The following is a 21,837-nucleotide window of genomic DNA, read 5'->3' on the forward strand; positions in this document are numbered from 1 at the left end:
CCGAAATTATATTAAAAATATATATGATTAACAGAGTTCTTATCCGTCTTAAGATTGTTCAGATAATCTACGCTTATTATCAGAACGGTGGTAAAAATTTGGATACTGCAGAAAAGGAGTTGTTCTTCAGTTTATCTAAAGCGTATGATCTGTATAACTATCTTCTTCTTTTAATGGTAGAAGTTACACGGTATGCCAACAAGCGGTTGGATGCCGCAAAGCACAAGCTCGCTCCTACAGAGGAGGATCTTAATCCGAATACAAAGTTTGTAGACAATCGTTTCATAGCCCAGCTTGAAGTGAACAAGCAGCTGAATGATTTCGCCAATTCCCAGAAGAAGACATGGGAGAATGAGGGTGAGTTCATCAAGAGCCTGTGTGAACAGATAATGAACAGCGATATATATAAGGAGTATATGGCCAGTGAGGAATCGTCATACGATGAGGACCGTGAGGTATGGAGAAAGATATATAAGAAGATCATCTTCAATAACCAGGCCTTGGATGAGGTGTTGGAAGACCAGAGCCTGTACTGGAACGATGACAAGGAAATTGTCGATACTTTTGTCTTGAAGACCATCAAGCGTTTTGATCCGAAGAATGGCGAAAAACAGGAACTTCTTCCCGAGTTCAAGGATGAGGAGGATCAGGATTTTGCCCGCCGGCTTTTCCGCCGTTCCATCCTGAATGCGGACTATTACCGCCATCTGATCAGCGAGAACTCGAAGAACTGGGATCTGGACCGTGTAGCTGTCATGGATGTAATTATCATGCAGATCGCATTGGCCGAGATTCTGAGCTTTCCGAATATTCCGGTCAATGTTTCGCTGAACGAATATGTTGAAATTGCCAAGCTGTACAGCACTCCGAAGAGTGGCGGATTCATCAACGGAACTTTGGACGGAATCGTTAATCAATTGAAAAAGGAAAACAAGCTGACAAAAAATTAATATATTTGTCAGACTTAATATTAATCTTAAACTAAGAATATAATTTATGAATCTGTTATTTGTCATGTTACAGGCTCAGGGCGGAGGCGACTACTCTTTCCTGATTATGATGGTTGCGATTTTTGCCATTATGTATTTCTTTATGATTCGTCCTCAGAACAAGAAGCAGAAAGAAATCGCTAATTTCCGTAAAAATCTTGAAGTAGGGCAGTCGGTCGTTACCGCTGGCGGTATTTATGGAAAGATCAAGGAAATCGAAGATAACGCAGTGATTGTGGAAATAGCTTCCAGCGTGAAGATTAAGGTCGACAAGAACTCTATCTTCGCTGATGCACAGGCACAGCAGCCTGCAAAAAAATAAAAATGATTTATTGCTATGTTCGATGTAAAGAACATAAATAAATATTATCGGCTGGGAATCCGGAAGGCCAGAGACTTTTTGCTGAGTAAGAAGAGTAAGGAGTGTCTGGTCTTCTTGTTTTTTGTGTTGGTGTCTTTCGGCTTCTGGCTTCTGCAGACTTTGGATGATTCCTATCAGACGGAGTTCAAGATTCCGGTCCGGCTGAAGAATGTCCCAAAAGAGGTTGTCCTGACTTCGGATTTTCCTTCGGAGGTGCGTGTACGGGTGGAAGACAGAGGGACTGTCCTGCTCAATTACATGCTGGGGCGTACGTTCTATCCTGTTTCCTTTGATTTCAATGACTACAAGGATATGGGTACGTATGTACGGATTTCATCGTCTGAACTGCTGAAGAAGATTAACGGACAGCTGAATGTCTCTACCAAGCTGCTTTCTGTCCGTCCGGATACGTTGGAATTCTATTATACCCAGGGACAGGCGAAAAGGATTCCGGTACGTTTTAACGGAAAATTCGGACTGGGCCGTCAATATTATGTCTCAAAGGTGAGGTTAAGTCCGGATTCAATTATGGCATACGCTCCTCAAGGTGTGTTGGATACGCTTGCTGCTGCCTATACGCGTGAAGTCAAGTTGGATAATGTGACCGATTCCATACACCAGAGGGTTGAACTGATGAAATGCAAAGGGGTAAAGTTTGTGCCGTCCTATACCGACATGTCGGTTTATGTTGACATGTATTCCGAAAAGACTGTGGAGGTGCCTGTTATCGGTCTCAACTTCCCGGCGGGAAAAGTATTGAGGACTTTTCCTTCGAAAGTCCGGGTTACCTTTCAGGTTGGTCTGAAGCGTTTTAAGGAGGCTACAGCCGACAAGTTCTTTATCGGTGTCACTTATGAGGATCTCATCAAATCACAGAGTGACAAGATTCCGTTGACTATTAAGGTGGCTCCCGATTATGTAGGACATATCCGGATAAACCCTGCGTCGGTCGATTATCTGATAGAGCAGCAGGAGCTGCAGGAAGGGGGCGAAGAGCAATGATCAGGCTTGGAATTACCGGAGGAATAGGTAGCGGGAAGTCTTATGTGTCACGTCTCCTGCGTGCAGACGGTATCAGTGTATATGATACCGATGCGGAAGCGAAAAGACTTATGTTGTCTCATCCTTCCATTCGCAAAGACCTGATAGGTTTGCTGGGCGAGGATGTGTATCTTGACGGCAGGCTGAACAAGCCTTTGCTGGCAAGTTATCTGTTTGCATCTTCCGGAAATGCTGCCCGGATAAACGGGATTGTCCATCCCCGTGTAAAGGAAGATTTTCTGTCATGGGCTTCCCGGCAGGAGTCCGGACCGGTAGCTTTGGAGAGTGCCATCCTTTTTGAGTCCGGTTTTGAAGATGTAGTAGATAAGGTTATTATGGTTTATGCCCCGCTGGATGTCCGTATACGTCGGGTTATGGAGCGTGACCATGCTACACGTGAGCAGGTAGAAAGCAGGATTGCCGCTCAGATGAGCGATGAAGAGAAGGTCCGCCGGGCGGATTTTGTGATAATGAACGACGGGAAGCGGGAGCTTCAGTCACAATTGTCGGCTCTCTATGACGCTTTGGCGTTGAAAAGGTTGAGATAATTTGTGTATGTCGTTGTTGAGTTGTATTTTTGTTTTATAAAATAATTAAAAGAAAAAAATTTATATGTTGAAGACTATTTTGGCAATTTCAGGTAAACCTGGATTGTATAAACTGATTTCGCAGGCTAAAAATATGCTGATTGTTGAAACGGTTGGCGCAGAAAAGAAAAGAATGCCTATCTATGCCAGCGACAAGGTGATTTCTTTGGGAGATATCGCCATGTATACGAATGACAATGAAGTGCCTTTGGCTACAGTTCTGGCTTCAGTGAGCAAGAAGGAGAACGGTGCTGTCGCTGCATTGGATTATAAGAAGGCATCGGCCGATGAATTGCATGCCTTTATGGCCGAAGTACTGCCTGAATATGACCGTGACCGTGTGCATACAAGTGATATCAAGAAATTGATCCAGTGGTATAATATCCTGGTTTCAAGCGGTGAAGATCTTCTGGGTACTCAGGAAGAAACGGTTGAAACTGCCGATGCTCCGGCTGAAGAAGAAAAAAGCGCGGAATAATCGGGATATTCCGATAAAACCGTTGATATATGAATTTTGCCATTTGATGGATGCTGAATTCCGTCGGATGGCAATTTTTTTATACCGGTATGGATGATGATTCGGAATTCCGGATAACAAAAAAGGGAACCTTCATGTGGAAGATTCCCTTTTTGTTTTTTTCTTTCAGTAGATTATGCTTCAGCGAAAGGAACTACAGAAACATAGCTTCTGTCTTCACGACCTTTCTTGAAACATACTGTACCGTCTACCAATGCGTAAAGAGTATGGTCACTACCCATTCCTACGTTTTCACCTGGGTTATGAACTGTTCCTCTTTGACGAACAATGATGTTACCAGCCTTGCAAGCTGAACCACCGAATATCTTTACGCCTAATCTCTTACTAGCTGACTCACGGCCGTTCTTAGAACTACCTACACCTTTTTTATGTGCCATTTCTTTCTACGTTTTTAATGATTAAGCAATAACTTGTTTGATAGTCAATTCAGTAAACTGCTGACGGTGACCGTTCAGTTTTCTGTAACCTTTTCTTCTCTTCTTGTGGAATACCAGTACTTTGTCGCCTTTTACCAGGTGTGAAGCAACTTCGCATACCACTTTGGCACCTTCAACTGTAGGAGCACCTACTGTTACAATACCGTTGTTGTCTACCAACAGGACTTTGTCAAATTCAACAGTTGCACCGTTTTCAGCATTCTGAATGTGGTGAACAAACAGTTTCTTGCCTTCTTCAGCCTTGAACTGCTGACCGTTAATTTCTACAATTACGTACATTTCTTTATATATTAAACGGGTTTTCTCCGCAAGGTGAACCGTTCTTATCCGGTTGCTTTTTCTACCTCCACGGACTAATCGGCTGCAAAGTTACGTCATTTATTTGATATACCAAACAGTTATGCAAGAAATATTTATAAAAAATCAAATCAGAATGTCCGGATTTTTTCCGATGGCAACGAAGGGGAGTAGTGAACTTGTTTTAAGTGGTCATTTTTCGGTGTCATCGAAATTGAACAGGTATGTCTGATATGGTTTCATAGGGGTATACGGAATACCTTGACGTATGCATTGCATCGTCAAGTCGTTTGAAACGGAACATCAAGACGTTTTTATCAGAAGATGAAGCCCTTTTCTGAAAAAGATGAAGGGCTTTCCTGGAAACGTCTTGATGTTTTTTCGAGGGGATATTTATTCCATCGGCTGATAGTTCTTGGCAAGTCCTCCTTCACTGGTTTCCTTATATAAGGAAGGAAGGTCGTGCCCGGTCTGCTTCATTACTTCAACCACCTTGTCGAAAGAGACCCGGTGACGTCCGTCTGTAAAGGCCGAGTATATGTTGGCGTCCAGGGCCCGTGCGGCGGCATAGGCGTTCCGTTCGATGCATGGAATCTGTACCAGTCCGCATACAGGGTCGCATGTCATTCCCAGGTGATGTTCCAGTCCCATTTCGGCGGCGTATTCTATCTGTGCCGGACTGCCTCCGAAAAGCTGGTTGGCTGCTGCCGACGCCATGGAGCAGGCCACACCTACTTCGGCCTGGCATCCGGCTTCGGCTCCTGATATGGATGCGTTATGCTTGACAATATTCCCTACCAGTCCGGCTGTAGCCAGTGCGCGCAAGATACGGGCGTCACTGAATTCCCGGCTGTGCTGCAAATGATAAAGTACAGCAGGTACCACACCACATGCGCCACAGGTAGGGGCGGTTACGATCTTTCCTCCAGAGGCATTTTCTTCACTTACGGCCAGTGCGTATGCGAAGATCATTCCCCGTGCGCGGAGTGAATCCTTGTATCCTTTGGCGCGGATGTAATAGGAGGATGCCTTACGGCGCAGGTGAAGTGGTCCGGGCAATACTCCTTCAGCGTCCAGACCACGGAGTATGGCGGCTTTCATGGTTTTCCATACTTCTTCCAGAAAGTCCCATATATCGGGTCCTTCGCATTGCTCCACGTATTCCCAATAACTTTTCCCGGTATGTTCACACCAGGAAAGTATAGCGCTCATGGTGTTCATTTCGTATATTTCCGGGATGGCCGTGTTATCATGTCCTTCTTCGGCCAAGGCTCCACCGCCTATGCTGAATACGGTCCATTCCTCCAGTACTTTCTTGTTCTCATTGAAAGCCTTGAATGTCATTCCGTTCGGGTGGAACGGGAAGAATACATGAGGTTTCCAGATGATTTCTACCGGAGCATGCGGCTGCAGCGTGTCTAGTATCGCTACGTCGGTCATATGTCCTTTCCCGGTTGCTGCCAGACTACCATAAAGTGTTACCTGAAACGATTTTGCTTCAGGATGGCGAGCCAGAAATATTTCGGCTGCCTTACGTGGTCCCATCGTGTGGCTGCTTGACGGACCCGTACCAATCCGATATAATTCTTTGATAGATTTCATACTGATACAAAGATAAGTTTTTGTGTTTAGTTAAGCTAATGCTTTTATTGAATATACGTTGTTTTTTATTTCAGGTCGACAACCGTGATTCCCGCACCTCCAAACTGTACGTGTTCATCCTGGAAGTGGGCTACTCCCGGAACGGTAGCCAGGTATTGGCGTATCAGCGTACGCAGGATGCCCGATCCGGTTCCATGCAGGATGCGGACGCGGCTTACGCCTACCAGTATGGCGTCGTCAATGAAATAGGTTACGGCCTGTATCGCTTCGTCTCCCCTCATGCCCCGTACGTCGATGTCTTGTTTGAAGTTGAGCTTCTTTTCGTACATCTGTTCCTGGGTGGCACTGCTTACGAATGTAGCTTTGGCAATCGTATTGGCCGGTTTGGGAGCTTCTGCACGTTCCAGCTTGTCGGCTTTCACGTTCGTTTTCATCAGTCCGAACATGACTGTCGCATTCTTGCCGTCGGTCTCCATTACTTGTCCTACGCTGGTCTGTCCTTTTATCCGTACGTAGTCTCCTTTCTGTATCGGAATAACTTTGGGGGCAGCCTGGACTTTAGGAGTGGTATCGGGCTTGTTCTTCTTTTCTTTCTTCCGTTCCTGTTTCTCACGGAGCTTTTCCATCTTCCGGGCTATTTGGGCCTCTGTTGCGGCTTTGTCCAGCTCTTCCACTTCCTTGCGGAAATCGGTCAGTTCCTGCCGTGCTGTCCTTGTCCGTTCCTTTTCGGCCTGTGCCTCCTTGATGGTCCGGATGGTATTCTCTATCCTGGCGTTCGATTCCTGCAGAAGCCGTTCGGCATCTTCTTTGGCCTGCTTCAGGATTTCTTTCCGGCTGTGTTCCAGTTCTTCAATCTCCTTTTCATAGCGGGCAATGGTTTCTTCCATCTGTTTTTCGCGCTTGCGGATGTTCTGACGTTTGGTCTCCCAATAACGTTTGTCGCGTACGATATCCTGCAGGTATTTGTCGCTCTGGATATATTCGCTGCCTACGATTTCCGATGCGTCGGCTATGACTTCTTCGGGCAGACCGATCTTGCGGGCTATTTCTACGGCAAAAGAACTGCCCGGATTGCCTATCTGCAGTTGGAAGAGGGCCCGCATCTCGTGGCGGTCGTACAGCATCGCACCGTTTACGATACCCTCATGGTCTTCGGCGAAATGCTTGAGGTTCTGGTAGTGGGTGGTGATTACGCCGAATGTCTTTTTCAGGTTGAAGCGTTTCAGCACGGCCTCGGCAATGGCTCCGCCTATTTGCGGTTCGGTTCCTCCACCGAATTCGTCAATCAGGATCAGACTTCTGCCGTTGCAGGATTTCATCATATTCTTCATGTTGGTAAGGTGCGAAGAATAAGTACTCAGATCGTCCTCGATACTTTGCTCGTCACCTATATCGATGAATATGCTGCTGAAGACTCCGGCGTGGCTACATTCGTCCATCGGGACCGGAAGACCGCATTGCAGCATATATTGGAGGAGTCCTACGGTTTTCAGGCAGACCGATTTGCCTCCGGCGTTAGGTCCGGAGATGAGCAGTATCCGCTGTCTGGTTGTCAGTTCTATATCCAGCGGTACCACTTTCTTGTTATGTTTGGCCAGTGACATCTGCAGTAAGGGGTGTACCGCCCCCGACCAGTCTATGATCTGTTTGTTTTCGAACGAAGGTTTACCGGCCTTGAAATCCAGACTCAGGAGTGCCTTGGCACGGATAAAGTCAATTTCGGCCAGGAATTCGTACGATTGTAGGATAGCCGGAGCCTGTGGACGGATGGTGGTGGAAAATTCGGTCAGGATGCGGATAATCTCCCGGCGTTCTTCTCCTTCCAGTTCGCGGATGCGGTTGTTGGCTTCTACCACTTCGGTCGGTTCGATGAAAACCGTTTTTCCTGTAGCCGATTCGTCGTGCACAATGCCTTTGATCTTTCGCTTCATGCTCGGAGCGACGGGTATTACCAGACGTCCGTCGCGCATGGTAGGAGCCACATCCTTATCTACGTATCCTTCCGACTGTGCCATGCGTAGTATGTTGTTCAGGCTGCGTGAGATGCTTCCTGTCGTTGCCGAAAGTTCGCGGCGTATGCGGAGCAGTTCGGCAGATGCATTGTCTTTGACTTTGCCGAATTTGTCCAGTATGTTGTTGATGCGTGTAATCAGCTGTGGAAAGACCATGATGTCTTTTGCCAGTTCATGCAAAGCGGGGTAGGGTGAATTTGAATCATCTTCATCCGGTTCCTCTTCATCGTCGGTCCGTTGCAGGAAGCAGACAATGTCACGGATCGTTTCCAGTGAACGGCGCAGGTCGAACAGTTCCTGTTCATTCAGATACATGCCTTCTATCCGGATCCGTTTCAGTGACGGGCGGACATCAAAGAAATACTGGCTTGGGAAATCGTCTTCCTCCTGAATAATGCGCATGAATTCCATTACCTGGTCCAGCCGGCGGTTGATTTCATCATAGCTGTCGGAAAAATCCATGTCGTCAGTCTTTTCCATACCCAGCGGACTGAGGCATTTGTTTTTTGTCAGTTGCCGGATCTGGTCGAACCCTATTTTCTGTTCAAAGTTTTGTGGATATATCATGTTGGGCAATCTGTTATTTACCTTAAATCGGTTGCAAATTTACGATAATAGGAAAAAATAATCAAAAAAGCGGCTTAATATTTGCAGTTTCCAAAATAATGCGTACCTTTGCATCGCTTTTGAAAAGAAGTGCTTCCCGAAGGAAGTTCTGGAGAGGTGGCAGAGTGGTCGATTGCGGCGGTCTTGAAAACCGTTGTGCTGCGAGGCACCCGGGGTTCGAATCCCTGTCTCTCCGCGATATAAACTTAATAATCTGTATTTTATTGTACACCCAATTTTACATTTTAAGAAGGATGTAAAATTGGGTGTATTCATTTTATTTAGTTTATTAGAATATTAAGATTATCATTGGCAAAAAGTATATGTGGATTATATATGTAACATTGGGCGTTTTGTTATTATCAATTATTGCTAAAGTACAAGATATAATAATCAAAAAAAAAGAGAAGGCGGAAAGAGAAACTAGAATTCGGAAGAATGTTCAAGCGGGAGCGTTTGATTTTAAAAAAGAAATATTTGACAATTTATATATCATTAACACCGGTGGCTATTGCTATGATTGTTTTGGGAGCAATTTTATAGTAGAAGGTGGTAAAACGGGCTTTTCTGATAAAAGAGGTGAAACTATTGTGTCACAAAAGTTTGATGCTGTTAGAACCTTCAAGGGGTATTATGCTGTTACAATTATAGGTGGAAAATTTGGTTTATTTTATTACAATGAGCGAGGAGTAGAACTTGCCTCATGTATATATGAAAATTTTGAGGAAAATAAAGATTCTATTCATGTGTGGAGGGAAAATAATGTTTCTTCAATCTGTTATAGTTATCAATGTCAATTAGATAGCTATAATTCAATTAGAACAAATGGCGATAGTGATTATATTATTGCAAAAAGAGGTAATACTGTATTTGTCATTAATATTAAAGAGCAAAGAAACATTTTAAAGTTAGATAATGTAGACATTGTTATGGATACTGATTTTCTTATTTGTACTAAATACAATGGTAAATGTATTTATGATTTAAATGGTAAATTATTGTTCCAAGATATATTTAAGGATGTTAAAATTATAATAGATTATCCTAGGGGGCTTACACGTCCTAGGGAATATTATTTTTATTGTGTAAATGATAATGGTAACAAAATTATATATGATGTTCAGGGGAGACATACGAGCGATTATAATATAAAGAATATCAGGTTTATAGATTTTCCTAATTCATATAAAGCAAAGTTTACTTCTAAGATGTTCGTTTGTGAGGATTCTAATGGTAAGTGGGGAGGAATAAATCTAAATATGGATTTGTTAATACATTTTTTGTATGACGAAATAAGTGTATATAGAAATTATATTAGTCTAAAAAAGGGAATAAAATATTATACTTATTATTATGACCAGTTATTAGGGCCATTTGATAAGATAGAAAATAAATTCAACTCTCTACTTCTCTACAATGGATCTACATTTAAGATTCTTAATTTAGATAGAGGGTATAAATTGTATGATACTATTTTTGATTCTTATGAAGAGATTTCAGGTGGACATGGTTTATACAAATTAAAATCTAATAGGAAATATGGCTTATTTAATCAAGATTTTCATCAATATTTTGCCCCGTGTTATGACGATATTATAAGTTATCAAACGGGGAAATGCATTTGTTTACAAAATGGGAAATATGGGGTTGTAGATAGCCTTAATAATGTTCTGCTTCCTTTTAAATATGCTGTTGTTGAAGATATTGAGAAAGATTGGTTAGAATATTGCAAGGGCCAAATTATAAAAAATCCTAAGAAGGCTTTTATGTATGACGAATTTTTACCTAAAAAAAGGAATCTTCAACAGCTTGATGCAGAGAATGAATTACTCTCTTTATTAAATGTAAATGAAAAATATTTATTTTTGGACACAGAAGTTGTAGGTTCTGTTAAGACTCTTGATATGCCTATTGAAATGTCTGATTTCTGGCCAAGAATATTTCAAATAGGATGGATAATAACAGATAATAAAAGTCATGTTATAAAAGAAAAAAATTATTTGATAAAGCCTATTGATTTTGTTATACCTAATGAAACAGCTGTAGTACATGGTGTAACGAATGATGTTGCTTTTAAATTTGGTTCAAATTTAAAAGATGTGTTATTGGAATTATATGGGGATATTCAAGCTTCTATTGCAATTATAGGTCATAATATTGAATATGATCTTAAAGTGCTATGTGCCGAATTTTACCGTTTGAATTATATGTTTGTATATAATAAGAAGAAAACATATGATACAATGATATTAGGGTCATATTTGGCAGAGATGAATAATAAATGGCCTAAACTTCAAGAGCTGTATAAAGCTCTGTTTGGTCATAGCTTTGATGGTGCTCATAATGCAATGATGGATGTGATAGCTACAAAAGATTGTTTTTGGGAAATGGTAAGGCTTCAAAAAATATTGTTGTCAAGTAATACGACAATGGATTATGGTGATAAAGATGATTTGCCGTTTTAATAGAGGAGGTAAATTAAACTGTGTTAGTAAAGAATAAACATAGCTTTGCTACCCAAAGAATTGGTAGTGTAAAATAAACTGTGTCATGCATTATTTCTCTCCAGAAAACTCATCGGTCGGGGAACGGCCAGCGCCAAGGGGCGGGACCACCCGTCCCGACGAGCGTATAATTACAATAATTTAAACCGGTCTCCAAACTTTATGGCGAGTTGTTGTGAGATTGCAGCCCAATGGGCAAGTGGCATGGTCCACTTCTTCCGTATATGTCCGCACAACAGTTCTTCATATATTGGAATGCCTCTGTTCTTGCTGCCTTTTGCCGGTCATAGAGTTCGTTCAGTTTGGTTTTTTCCCTGTCATATTCAGCCTTGTAGCGTTCATATTCTTTCTCTGCCTGTTTTTCCTCTTCGGCTGTATGCTCTCTGTAACCAATGGAATCATATCTGTTGTTGGCTTTATTCAGCGGCTTGCTCAGATTTCTTGTAACATCCAGCTGGGCTTTAATTTCCTGAGAATACTTTTCCATGTGCTGATAGCTGACGATAGCGCTGAATCGGTACCATGCGTAGCACTGTAATCGGTACCATCGTATCGCTCGAATCGGTACCGTCATGACGCTGCAAACGGTAGCATATTCAGTCCTGTAAAAGTTATTGCAAAGTAAGCATTCGGACAAATACATCTTTTACACTTTGAGGTTTGATTGTAGCTTTGCGGCAGCGAATACAATCAAACCTCAATTATTATGAATAGACTGGAATTTGAAGAATTTGAATTGCAGGTACAACAAAGCGGCCTGCCGTTGAAGTTGTACCTGCAACAGATAGGTGTAAGTTATTCAACCTATCATTACTGGCGTAGAAAATGTTCGGTTGACAGGAACAGTGTTAAACAGGAGCTGGCTCCCATCAGTTTTAAACAGTCAGTCATGGAATCGTCCCCTGAAGAACAAGTGCCGCATGGCGTGGCCGTTCTGTTTCCCAACGGTCTTCGTGCCCACTTCGGAAACGGTTCAGAAGAGATACTGATGGAGCTGTTCACCCAAAGTCTTCGAGGCGGCCATGTTTAACCTGAACGACACGATGCGCTACTTCCTGTGTCCTGGCAGGACAGATATGCGCAAGGGTATCAGTTCGCTGTGCGGAGTGGTACATGAGAAGATGAACAGCGAAGTGAAGAACGGGGATGTCTTCATCTTCATCGGTTCCAGCCGCAAGCTCATGAAACTGCTTCATGCAGAAGACGGAGGTATGGTGATGTATGTAAAACGCCTGGAGGCGGGCCGCTTCAAACTGCCGGAGTACGATCCCCAATCAAACAGCTATCCCATGGAATGGCGCGACCTGGTGATGATGGTCGAGGGCATTCAGGAAAATCCGCAGCAGAGGCTCCGGCGCCTGAGGGCAGAGCGCAAGGAATATCATGTATAATATGCTTCCGGAGTGAACAAAAGTGCGGATATTATTGTGTAATCCGCTTATATTTAGTATATTTACATAAACAAAACAGATGCGGACAATGGAAGAAAAGGATATACTGCTCAAGACGATAGAAGGGCTGAATGCCTCCCTGTAGATTGTATTTGCGCAGTAAGCTCCTGCGTAAATTGTCAGCTATTGAGTTTAAGGACTTCATTAGTAATGTTTTGAATATTTGGGACTGACAGTATTGAATCTGCTTCAATAAAACTACGAAGTACATTTAACGGATATAAACGGGCAAACTGGCACATATAAGTAAGATTACGCTTCGAATATCCCTTCTTTTCAGGATAGTTGAACTGGATTGCTTGTGCCAATTTCTTGATAATTTTACCACCCCAGCCATGCAGGTTTTGCTGGTACAGTATATAATTGCCCATTTTCCAGTAATGGAACAACATCTGGGCATTGGCAGCTGTTATAAGACGGACTTGCGCCTGCTCTATTTCCGAACTGACAGCATGGACAAAAGCGTCAAAATTCCTTTTATCTATATTATGATTATTGTTACTTTCCATATTAATAAGTCTTGTTCTGACAAAGATAACTTTAATAATGATAATTTATGAAACTGATTGATACTTTTATAGTTGGTTAAACTTGTTCATCGCATTAGCTTTAATATCATCGGCTATGTCAATGTAAGGTTTCATGGCTTTATAATCACTGTGTCCTGTCCATTTCATTACAACCTGTGCAGGAATACCGAGAGCCAGCGCATTACAGATGAATGTCCTTCTTCCTGCATGTGTGCTGAGCAATGCGTATTTCGGGGTGACTTTCTGATTACTGATAACAGGCAATGTCATGTGGTTTTCAAAATGGATGTCCTTGTATTTCTCAAGTATGGCTTTACTGTACTTGTTCAGTTCAATACTCAGGCTGTCTGCCGTTTTAACGGTGGTGACTTCTATATGGTCGGACTTGACATCATTTCGTTTTAGGTTACGAACATCTGAATAACGCAGACTGGTAAAGCAGCAAAACAGGAAAACATCCCGGACACGTTCCAGATATTGTTTGTCTTTGGGTATCTGATAATCTTTCAGCTTGTTCAATTCGTCCCATGTCAAGAAGATTACTTTCTTGGAAGTGCTTTTCAGTTTAGGTTTAAATGTATCGTATGCGATATTTTGGTTATAACCTTTCTTGAAACTCCAGCGCAAGAACCATTTGAGGAATCCCATTTGCTTGCCAATGGTGCTGTTCCTCATGTCTTTCTTGTCACGCAGAAAATTGACATACTCGTTCAGTCCGAACTCATCGAAATACTCAAAGGTTACGTCTTCCTTGAACTCTTTAAGGTGATTTTTTACGGCTGCAAACTTTTCGTATGTGGATTCAGTCCAGTTGTTCTGATTGCCACATTCCTTAACGAACTCATCGAATACCTTCCAAAAACTTATCTTTACGTCTTCCTGGTCTTCACTTATATCTTTCATCCGCAGGTTGAATGCGTCCTTTAGCTGTTGGGTAGTGGGCATAGTTTCCTGTACCTCAAATTCCTTGAACACATTTTGAATTTCGGTATAGTATTTCAGGAGATCGGCATTGATTTCAGATGCACTTTGCTTTAATTTGTTGGTACACCTGTTCTTCACTCGCTGCTTGTCAGTATCCCACTTGGCTACATCAATGCGGTAACCCGTTGTAAACTCAATGCGCTGCTTGCGTATATGACACGCATACGGATAGGCACGTTCTCCACGATTGGCACACCATTCTTCTTCCGGCTTTCCAATGCAAAAATGATGTTTCGTTTGATATTCATAATTGGGTGTGTTTGAAATTCTACACCCCAATATACACCCAATATTTGGAATAGTAAAAGATATTCAGAAAGATTTAGATTTACTATGCACTCCAAATAGTGCGTAATTATCAATAATTTGCAATTTTATGATATTTCTTGAATGTGTAGGTTCGAATCCCTGTCTCTCCGAGATAAATGCTGAAAATCAGTAATTTGTAGAATAAGCACCCAGTTTTATTATATATGTAAAACTGGGTGCTTGTTTATTATTTAAGATAAATCATTTGTTAAGACTTTATCTTGATGTCCGGTTCCAATAATATATCTTTGCCATACAATCTCACCATATTCAGATTCTTTTTTATAGGAAGAAGGGTTATGGTAACTTTATATCATATATTTCATTACATTTGTAGGCATTAAATTTGTAGGCATTAATCTACTAAACATGAATATTATGGGTACAAGACTATTCGTTAAGACTTTGTTCGGGCTATGCATCTGTTGCCTGCTTTTCGGCTGTAAGGACGACACTAAGGATCTGGTAACAGAAAATGAGAGAGAGACTACTGATGAACAGTATTATGCAAACAAGTTTGCCAGTGAGGCGTTGGGGATATATTATTATTGGAATGAGGAGATTGCAGCCGATCTGAAAAAGCTGGATCCGGAAACGAATACCGACCCGATATCTACTGTCAATGAAATCCGCTATCATCAAGGCGAAACTTATATAGATAAGTGGACGGCGCTCATTGATGATATGAGCAGTGTTGAAAGTTCGTTACAGGGGGTGACCACTTCTTACGGATATGAACTTTTATTTTCATATGCCGATGAAAGCGAGACCGCTATTTATGGGATTGTGGCTTTTGTATATGCCGACAGTCCGGCAGAGAAGGCAGGTCTGAAACGGGGTGATGTTATCTATGCCCTGAATGGCGTAACTTTGAATCAGAACAATTATATGGATCTTTATTATACGTCGCAGGAAAATTTGTCTGTGGCAAATTTAATATTGACTGACGGCTGGTATGTGCTTGATCAGTCATCATCGCGGGATATTACTCTCCAGGCTGTGGAGATGTATGAAAATCCCATCTTGTGCCATAAGGTTCTGGATGTGAACGGAAGAAAAGTCGCTTATCTGGCCTATTCAAGTTTTGATTTGAATTCTGTTGGACCGTTGATTGAAATCTGTAAGGAGTTCAAGGCAGAAGGGGTGAAAGATCTGATTCTGGATTTGCGTTATAACGGTGGAGGATATGTGGTTACTGAGTCTGTAATTGCTTCCATGCTGGCTCCACAGGATGTGGTGTCTGCCGGAAAAGTATTGGAGTCAGAAGAATATAATGACATCTTGACTGAAGAGTACCGGAAACAGGGATATACCGATTTTAACACTTATTTCCAGACAGAGTATGATTATCCGTCGGAATCTTTTTACGCGAATACGAAAGATGCGAATATCGGTCTGGAGCATATCTATGCTTTGATCGGTCCGAATTCGGCTTCAGCGTCTGAGGCCTTGTTGGGTGGCCTGATGCCTTATATGCCGGTTACGCTGATCGGAGAGCAGTCGCATGGCAAGTATTGTACAGGTCTTATGCTGGAAGTATCCAATTTCTATTATAATGTTCCGGAGGCCATCAAGAACTGGGGGCTTTATGTAATGATCTCTATCTATAAGAACAGTGCCGGTGAAACTCCATGCATGCCCGATGGACTGATTCCGGATATTGTGGCTTATGACAATCCGTTGATGACCGAACAGTTGGGCGATGAGAATGAAGTCATGTTGAAGACGGCATTGCAGGTTATAGGTAAAGTTTATCCTGAAACCGGGTCAAGGGCAGTTTCCGTTCCGATGCTGAAGGCCATACCGTCACATCATAAAGCCAACTTCGGTAAGCGTATCATGCTGAAGGAGCAGTTGGATGCTTTAACTTCAAATTGACATATAAATGGAAAAGTACGATTTTGACAAGGTTATAGACCGTCGGGGCACGAATGCCTTGAAACTGGAGGTATTGAAAGACAGATACGGACGTTCCGATCTGATTCCTTTGTGGGTGGCAGATATGGATTTCGAGACTCCCGGATTTATTACGGAAGCTATAAGAAAACGTCTGGAACATTCCTTGTTCGGATATACGGTAGAACCTGAAGAGTTATGGCCTACGGTAGCCGGCTGGATCGGGTCGCATCACGGGTGGAAGGTTGATGAAAAATGGCTGACGTTTATTCCGGGTATTGTAAAGGGTATCGGAATGGTAGTCAACCTGTTTGTGAAAGAAGATGAAAAGGTTATCATACAACCGCCTGTGTATCATCCGTTCCGTCTGGTCCCGCAGGGAAATGGCCGTGAGGTAGTGTTCAATCCTTTACGTGAGAACGGTGACGGTACCTATTCCATGGATTTTGAAAACCTGGAGAAAGTGGCCGATGAAAAATGCCGTCTGCTGATTCTTTCAAACCCTCATAATCCCGGTGGTATCGTGTGGAACCGTGATACTTTGGTACGGCTGGCTGATTTCTGTTACCGTCGTCATATTCTGGTCATTTCAGACGAAATCCATTGTGATATGGCTTTGTGGAGCAACAGACATATCCCGTTTGCTTCCGTTTCGGATGAGGCGGCGGCCTGCAGCATTACCTTCGGGGCTCCGTCAAAGACTTTCAATATTGCAGGTATTGTGAGTTCGTATGCCATTGTACCCAATGACACTATCCGTGAGAAGTTTTTCAGTTGGCTGTCGGCCAATGAACTGAATGAACCGACTTTGTTTGCCCCGATCGCTACCGTTGCCGCTTTCTCACAAGGTGATGAATGGCGGAAAGCCATGTTGCATTATATTGAGGGTAACGTTGATTTCGTGGCCGATTACTGTGCTGCACATATTCCTTCGGTCAAGCCTTTACGGCCTCAGGCCTCTTTCCTTGTATGGCTGGACTGCCGTGCCTTGAAGCTGGATCATGAGCAGTTGGTCGACCTGTTTGTAAATAAGGCGCGTCTGGCACTGAATGATGGTGAGATGTTCGGGACGGAAGGAAAAGGATTCATGCGCATGAATGTGGCTTCGCCCCGGTCTGTTTTAGAGAAGGCCATGGAACAGCTTCGTGAAGCAGTTGGCGGCTTGCAATAGTTTGATGGATTTCTTAAATAATTTCTTATGAAAAAAATATTCCGTTTGTCTTGGCTGTTTGTCTTTTTGATGACGGCCATCGGTGTGAGTGGAAATATACCGGAAAAGTATCATTATACCACAGTTCCGGGTGATCCCATGAATGCCCGTATCTATACGCTGGATAATGGTCTGAAGGTGTATATGACGGTCAATAAGGAACAGCCCCGTATCCAGACGTATATTGCCGTGAAGGTAGGGGGCAAGAACGATCCTGCTGAGACGACAGGGCTGGCGCATTATTTCGAGCATCTGATGTTCAAGGGAACCACCAGTTTCGGCACAATGAATTATAAGGCCGAACGTCCTTTGTTGGATCAGATTGAACAGAAGTTTGAAGTTTACCGGCAGACGACCGACAGTCTGTCGCGCGTCAAGATTTATCATGTTATCGATAGTTTGTCGTATGAAGCTTCAAAATACGCTATTCCCAACGAGTACGACAAGTTGATGGCGGCCATCGGTTCGAACGGTAGCAATGCCTATACGAGTTATGACGTGACCTGCTATATGGAGGATATTCCGAGTAACCAGATTGAAAACTGGGCCAAGGTTCAGGCCGACCGTTTCAAGGACTGTATAATCCGGGGATTCCATACGGAGCTGGAGGCTGTTTATGAAGAGAAGAACATGTCGCTTACACAGGACGACAGCAAGATGCTGGATAATATCCTGGCGGCCTTGTTCCCGCATCACCCTTATGGAACGCAGACTATATTGGGAACACAGGATGACTTGAAGAATCCTTCCATTACGAATATAAAGAATTATTTCAAGGTATGGTATGTGCCGAACAATATGGCGGTATGCCTGTCGGGCGATTTTGACCCGGACGGGATGATAGCTATTATCGACAAGTATTTTGGAGGTCTGAAACCGAATCCGGATCTGCCGGTATTGAAGTTTCCGAAGGAACAGGAGATAACACAGCCGGTTGTGCGCGATGTCTATGGTCTGGACGCCGAAAATGTGGCATTGGCATGGCGTTTTCCGGGAGCTGCTACCAAAGATGTGGATATATTGCAGCTTCTTTCCCGCATTCTGTATAATGGAAAGGCCGGTCTGATTGATCTGAACCTGGTACAGCAGCAGAAGGTGTTAGGTGCGTATGCCTATCCGATTCCTTTAGCCGACTATTCTGTGTTTCTGATGATGGGTATTCCCAAACAGGGACAGAGCATGGAAGAGGTGAAGGATTTGCTTCTGAAGGAAGTGAAGAATTTGAGGGAAGGCAATTTTGATGAGGGAATATTGCAGGCAAGCATCAATAATTTCAAGCTCGAACAGTTACAGAAGCTTGAAAGTAATGAATCTCGTGCAAGTATGTTTGTCGATTCATATATCAATGGAATAGACTGGGCCGATGAGGTTACGCTGATAGACCGTATGGAGAAACTGACCAAGCAGGATATAATAGATTTTGCTGACCGCTATTTGAAGGATACCAATTTGGCCATTGTGTATAAGCATCAGGGAAAAGATCCGAATGAAAAGAAGATGACCAAACCTCAGATTACTCCTATCGTAATGAACCGTGATACAGCCAGTCTCTTTCTGAAAGAAGTGCAGAACAGTGTAGTCAAGCCGATAGATCCTGTATTCCTGGATTTCTCGAAAGATTTATCGCTGCTGAAAGTCAAGTCGGATATTCCGGTCCTGTACAAGCAGAATACGTCGAACGACCTCTTCCAACTGGTTTACCTGTTCGACATGGGCAAGAACAATGACAAGGCATTGGGACTTGCGGCCGAATATCTGAATTATCTGGGTACCGGCGAACGTTCGGCTGAAGATATCCAGCGTGAATTCTACCGTCTGGCCTGTTCGTTCCAGGTGATTTCGCAGGATGAACGTACTTATGTCGTGTTGTCGGGTTTGGGTGAGAACATGCCTGCTGCGATGGCTGTTTTCGAGCACTTGATGGTCGATGCCAAAGTCGATTCGGCTGTTTATAAGAATATGGTGGCCGATGAGCTGAAAGCCCGTCAGGACCGAAAACTGAGTCAGGAAGAGAATTTCTCCCGTTTGAGGAGTTACATCACATATGGTCCTGAATCGCCGGCTACAAACATATTGTCGGAAGCCGAACTGGTATCTATGGATCCTCAGAAACTGGTTGACCGTATCAAGGAATTGAACGGTTACCGGCATCGTATCCTGTATTATGGCCCGATGAGTGAAAAGGATCTTCTGGCTGTGATTGAGAAAGAACACCGTGTTCCGGCCGTATGTAAGCCAGTACCGGAAGCCAAGGATTTTGTGATGCAGCCGACTTTGCAGACGAAAGTATACATAGCTCCGTATGATGCCAAACAGATCTATATGTCACAGCTGTCGAACCGGGGAGAAAAATACGATCCGTCGGTTGAACCAGCCCGTGAGCTGTTTAATGAATATTTTGGCGGCGGTATGAACTCCATTGTATTCCAGGAACTCCGTGAAAGTCGGGGACTGGCATATTCGGCGGGTGGCGGTATGAAGAGTCCGGTCTATCTGAAGGATCCTTATACGTTCACTACATTCATAGCCACACAGAATGACAAGATGATAGATGCCATCAGTAATTTTAACCGCATTACAGAAGAGATACCACAGTCGGAAGCGGCATTCCAGTTGGCAAAAGATGCCATGTTGGCCCGTCTGCGTACCGAACGTATCACGAAGATGGATGTTATCTGGGCTTACGTCAGTGCATTGTATCTGGGACAGAAGGTAGACGGCCGTATCAAGGTGTATAACGATATCCAGAGGATGACTTTACAGGATGTGCTTGATTTCCACCGGAAATGGGTGAAAGGCCGCAGTTACAGTTACGGAATATTGGGCAATAGTAAAGATCTGGATCTGGAAGCGTTGAAGAAGATTGGTCCTGTCATAGAATTGACTCCTGAACAGATTTTCGGTTATTGATACCCCGATTCAGTTTTTGTTTCCTGACCATAACCGGTCAGGGAACGGAATATAAAATATAAATAAGAAGAGCCCTGAACTTCTTTTACAGAGTTCAGGGCTCTCCTTATTTATATCAGTTCTTTTCCTATGGGAATTCAAACCTTTTAACCGGAAGTCATTGAAGTTTGTCTACGTCTTCCAGATTCTTTTCAATTTCTTCGTCCGAGAGTTCGTAATTGGTCAGGTCACCTGCCAGATATTGGTCGTATGCACTCATATCAATCAGTCCGTGTCCCGACAAGTTGAACAGAATGACCTTTTCTTCTCCGGTTTCGTTACATTTTTTTGCTTCCCGGATAGCGGCTGCTATGGCATGGCATGATTCCGGAGCCGGGATGATACCTTCTGCCTTGGCAAACAGGATACCGGCGTCGAACGATTCCAGTTGCTGTATATCGACAGCTTCCATCAGTCCGTCTTTCAACAGCTGTGATACGATGACTCCTGCACCGTGGTAACGCAGTCCGCCGGCGTGGATATTGGCCGGCTTGAAATTATGTCCCAGTGTAAACATTGGCAGCAACGGGGTATATCCCGCCTCGTCACCGTAGTCGTATTCGAATTTACCTCGGGTAAGCTTCGGACATGAAGCAGGTTCGGCTGCAATGTAACGGGTCTTTTTCCCTTCCAGAATGGTGTGTCGCATGAACGGGAAGCTGATACCGCCAAAATTGGAACCGCCGCCGAAACATCCGATAATCATATCCGGATATTCTCCGGCCATTTCCATCTGCTTTTCAGCTTCCAGACCGATGATTGTCTGGTGCAGGGTTACGTGGCTCAGAACAGATCCCAGGGTATATTTACAGTTGGGGGTTGTCATAGCAAGTTCTACAGCTTCGGATATTGCAGTACCCAAAGATCCCATGTGGTTCGGATATTTGGTCAGGATATCTTTCCCGGCGCGAGTAGACATGGAAGGAGAAGGAGTGACCTGAGCTCCGAAAGTCTGCATGATGCTCCGTCGGTAAGGTTTCTGTTCGTAGCTGATTTTTACCTGATATACGGCAGCTTCCAGTCCGAATACCTTGGCTGCATATGCCAAGGCGGCTCCCCATTGTCCGGCACCGGTTTCGGTCGTGATGTTGGTTATTCCTTCCTGTTTGCAGTAATAGGCCTGTGCCAGAGCTGAGTTCAGTTTGTGTGAACCGATAGGACTAACGCTTTCATTCTTGAAGTAGATGTGTGCAGGTGTACCCAATGCCTTTTCCAGACCATAGGCACGTACCAGCGGTGTACTTCTGTAATATTTGTACATTTCGCGTACCGGTTCCGGAATTTCGATCCATGTGTCGGTCTGGTTCAATTCCTGATGGCACAGCTCTTTCGCAAAAATTGGATAGAGGTCTTCCGGTTTGAGAGGTTCCTTTGTCTTCGGGTTCAAAGGCGGCATCGGTTTGTTTTTCATGTCCGCCTGTATATTATACCAATATCTTGGAATATCGTCTTCGGCAAGGAAAAATTTTTTTTGTTTTGTACTCATTTTATTAAGATTTTAAAGTTTCGCCCAAAAATAAGTAAAGAATTGAAA

The 21,837-nt window shown here is 43.5% G+C and carries 16 protein-coding genes, 1 tRNA gene and 3 pseudogenes; 12 read left to right on the forward strand and 8 right to left on the reverse strand.

What is annotated here, in order from left to right; translation table 11 throughout:
* Window positions 1–23 precede the first annotated feature (23 nt).
* The 5 genes from nusB (at window position 24) to BQ7489_RS07135 (ending at window position 3,456) form a co-directional block, all read left to right on the forward strand.
* Complete coding sequence (gene nusB / locus BQ7489_RS07115) at window positions 24–950, forward strand: transcription antitermination factor NusB (protein WP_072530456.1); 927 nt, start codon at window positions 24–26, stop codon at window positions 948–950.
* Window positions 951–996: 46 nt separating this feature from the next.
* Window positions 997–1,311: a preprotein translocase subunit YajC gene (gene yajC, locus BQ7489_RS07120; RefSeq protein WP_072530457.1), complete on the forward strand. Its 315-nt coding sequence runs from the start codon at window positions 997–999 to the stop codon at window positions 1,309–1,311.
* Between the two features lie 15 nt (window positions 1,312–1,326).
* Complete coding sequence (locus BQ7489_RS07125) at window positions 1,327–2,352, forward strand: CdaR family protein (RefSeq protein WP_072530458.1); 1,026 nt, start codon at window positions 1,327–1,329, stop codon at window positions 2,350–2,352.
* The gene (gene coaE, locus BQ7489_RS07130; RefSeq protein ID WP_072530459.1) at window positions 2,349–2,939 is read left to right on the forward strand and encodes a dephospho-CoA kinase; all 591 of its coding nucleotides are present in this window, start codon (window positions 2,349–2,351) and stop codon (window positions 2,937–2,939) included. Before BQ7489_RS07125 ends, coaE begins: the two co-directional genes overlap by 4 nt.
* Window positions 2,940–3,003: 64 nt before the next feature.
* Window positions 3,004–3,456: a DUF5606 family protein gene (locus BQ7489_RS07135; protein WP_072530460.1), complete on the forward strand. Its 453-nt coding sequence runs from the start codon at window positions 3,004–3,006 to the stop codon at window positions 3,454–3,456.
* Window positions 3,457–3,629: 173 nt separating this feature from the next.
* Here the strand turns inward: BQ7489_RS07135 and rpmA are convergent, their stop codons facing one another.
* The 4 genes from rpmA to BQ7489_RS07155 form a co-directional block, all read right to left on the reverse strand.
* A complete protein-coding gene (gene rpmA / locus BQ7489_RS07140) occupies window positions 3,630–3,893 on the reverse strand; it encodes a 50S ribosomal protein L27 (RefSeq protein WP_072530461.1) in 264 nt (87 codons plus the stop codon).
* Between the two features lie 21 nt (window positions 3,894–3,914).
* On the reverse strand, window positions 3,915–4,232 hold the full coding sequence (gene rplU, locus BQ7489_RS07145) for a 50S ribosomal protein L21 (protein WP_072530462.1): 318 nt from the start codon (window positions 4,230–4,232) through the stop codon (window positions 3,915–3,917).
* 411 nt (window positions 4,233–4,643) lie between these two features.
* A complete protein-coding gene (locus BQ7489_RS07150) occupies window positions 4,644–5,852 on the reverse strand; it encodes an L-serine ammonia-lyase (RefSeq protein ID WP_072530463.1) in 1,209 nt (402 codons plus the stop codon).
* Window positions 5,853–5,917: 65 nt separating this feature from the next.
* Window positions 5,918–8,431, reverse strand: a complete 2,514-nt coding sequence (locus BQ7489_RS07155; RefSeq protein ID WP_072530464.1) for an endonuclease MutS2 — start codon at window positions 8,429–8,431, stop codon at window positions 5,918–5,920.
* A 150-nt stretch (window positions 8,432–8,581) separates the two neighbouring features.
* On the opposite strand from BQ7489_RS07155, the gene BQ7489_RS07160 reads away from it, so the two are divergent.
* A tRNA-Ser gene (locus BQ7489_RS07160) sits at window positions 8,582–8,666 on the forward strand.
* Between the two features lie 127 nt (window positions 8,667–8,793).
* Window positions 8,794–10,935, forward strand: coding sequence for a 3'-5' exonuclease (locus tag BQ7489_RS07165; RefSeq protein ID WP_072530465.1), 2,142 nt, complete (start codon window positions 8,794–8,796; stop codon window positions 10,933–10,935).
* Between the two features lie 250 nt (window positions 10,936–11,185).
* Here BQ7489_RS07165 and BQ7489_RS07175 read toward each other — a convergent pair.
* A pseudogene (locus BQ7489_RS07175) lies at window positions 11,186–11,470 on the reverse strand (hypothetical protein); the annotation flags it as partial.
* 210 nt (window positions 11,471–11,680) lie between these two features.
* On the opposite strand from BQ7489_RS07175, the gene tnpA reads away from it, so the two are divergent.
* The gene (gene tnpA, locus BQ7489_RS07180) at window positions 11,681–12,004 is read left to right on the forward strand and encodes an IS66 family insertion sequence element accessory protein TnpA (RefSeq protein ID WP_072530466.1); all 324 of its coding nucleotides are present in this window, start codon (window positions 11,681–11,683) and stop codon (window positions 12,002–12,004) included.
* Window positions 11,997–12,365: an IS66 family insertion sequence element accessory protein TnpB gene (gene tnpB / locus BQ7489_RS07185; RefSeq protein WP_072530467.1), complete on the forward strand. Its 369-nt coding sequence runs from the start codon at window positions 11,997–11,999 to the stop codon at window positions 12,363–12,365. The genes tnpA and tnpB overlap by 8 nt, the downstream gene beginning before the upstream one ends.
* Before the next feature lie 182 nt (window positions 12,366–12,547).
* Here the strand turns inward: tnpB and BQ7489_RS07190 are convergent.
* Together BQ7489_RS07190 and BQ7489_RS07195 are read right to left on the reverse strand one after the other, a co-directional pair.
* Window positions 12,548–12,934, reverse strand: a pseudogene (locus BQ7489_RS07190) (DUF1016 N-terminal domain-containing protein); the annotation flags it as partial.
* Between the two features lie 66 nt (window positions 12,935–13,000).
* Window positions 13,001–14,187: pseudogene (locus BQ7489_RS07195) on the reverse strand (phage integrase SAM-like domain-containing protein).
* Between the two features lie 439 nt (window positions 14,188–14,626).
* Between BQ7489_RS07195 and BQ7489_RS07200 the strand changes: the two are divergent.
* The 3 genes from BQ7489_RS07200 to BQ7489_RS07210 are packed head-to-tail and all read left to right on the forward strand — an operon-like array spanning window position 14,627 to window position 20,264.
* The gene (locus BQ7489_RS07200; RefSeq protein WP_072530468.1) at window positions 14,627–16,126 is read left to right on the forward strand and encodes a S41 family peptidase; all 1,500 of its coding nucleotides are present in this window, start codon (window positions 14,627–14,629) and stop codon (window positions 16,124–16,126) included.
* Between the two features lie 7 nt (window positions 16,127–16,133).
* Entirely contained in the window at window positions 16,134–17,315 is a 1,182-nt protein-coding gene (locus BQ7489_RS07205; protein ID WP_072530469.1) for a MalY/PatB family protein, read from the forward strand.
* 27 nt (window positions 17,316–17,342) lie between these two features.
* Window positions 17,343–20,264: a M16 family metallopeptidase gene (locus BQ7489_RS07210; RefSeq protein ID WP_072530470.1), complete on the forward strand. Its 2,922-nt coding sequence runs from the start codon at window positions 17,343–17,345 to the stop codon at window positions 20,262–20,264.
* A gap of 157 nt (window positions 20,265–20,421) precedes the next feature.
* Here BQ7489_RS07210 and BQ7489_RS07215 read toward each other — a convergent pair whose 3' ends face one another.
* Complete coding sequence (locus BQ7489_RS07215) at window positions 20,422–21,789, reverse strand: TrpB-like pyridoxal phosphate-dependent enzyme (RefSeq protein ID WP_072530471.1); 1,368 nt, start codon at window positions 21,787–21,789, stop codon at window positions 20,422–20,424.
* Window positions 21,790–21,837: the final 48 nt, after the last annotated feature.

Origin of the sequence: Bacteroides ilei (assembly GCF_900128495.1) — a bacterium.
Lineage (GTDB): Bacteria > Bacteroidota > Bacteroidia > Bacteroidales > Bacteroidaceae > Phocaeicola > Phocaeicola ilei.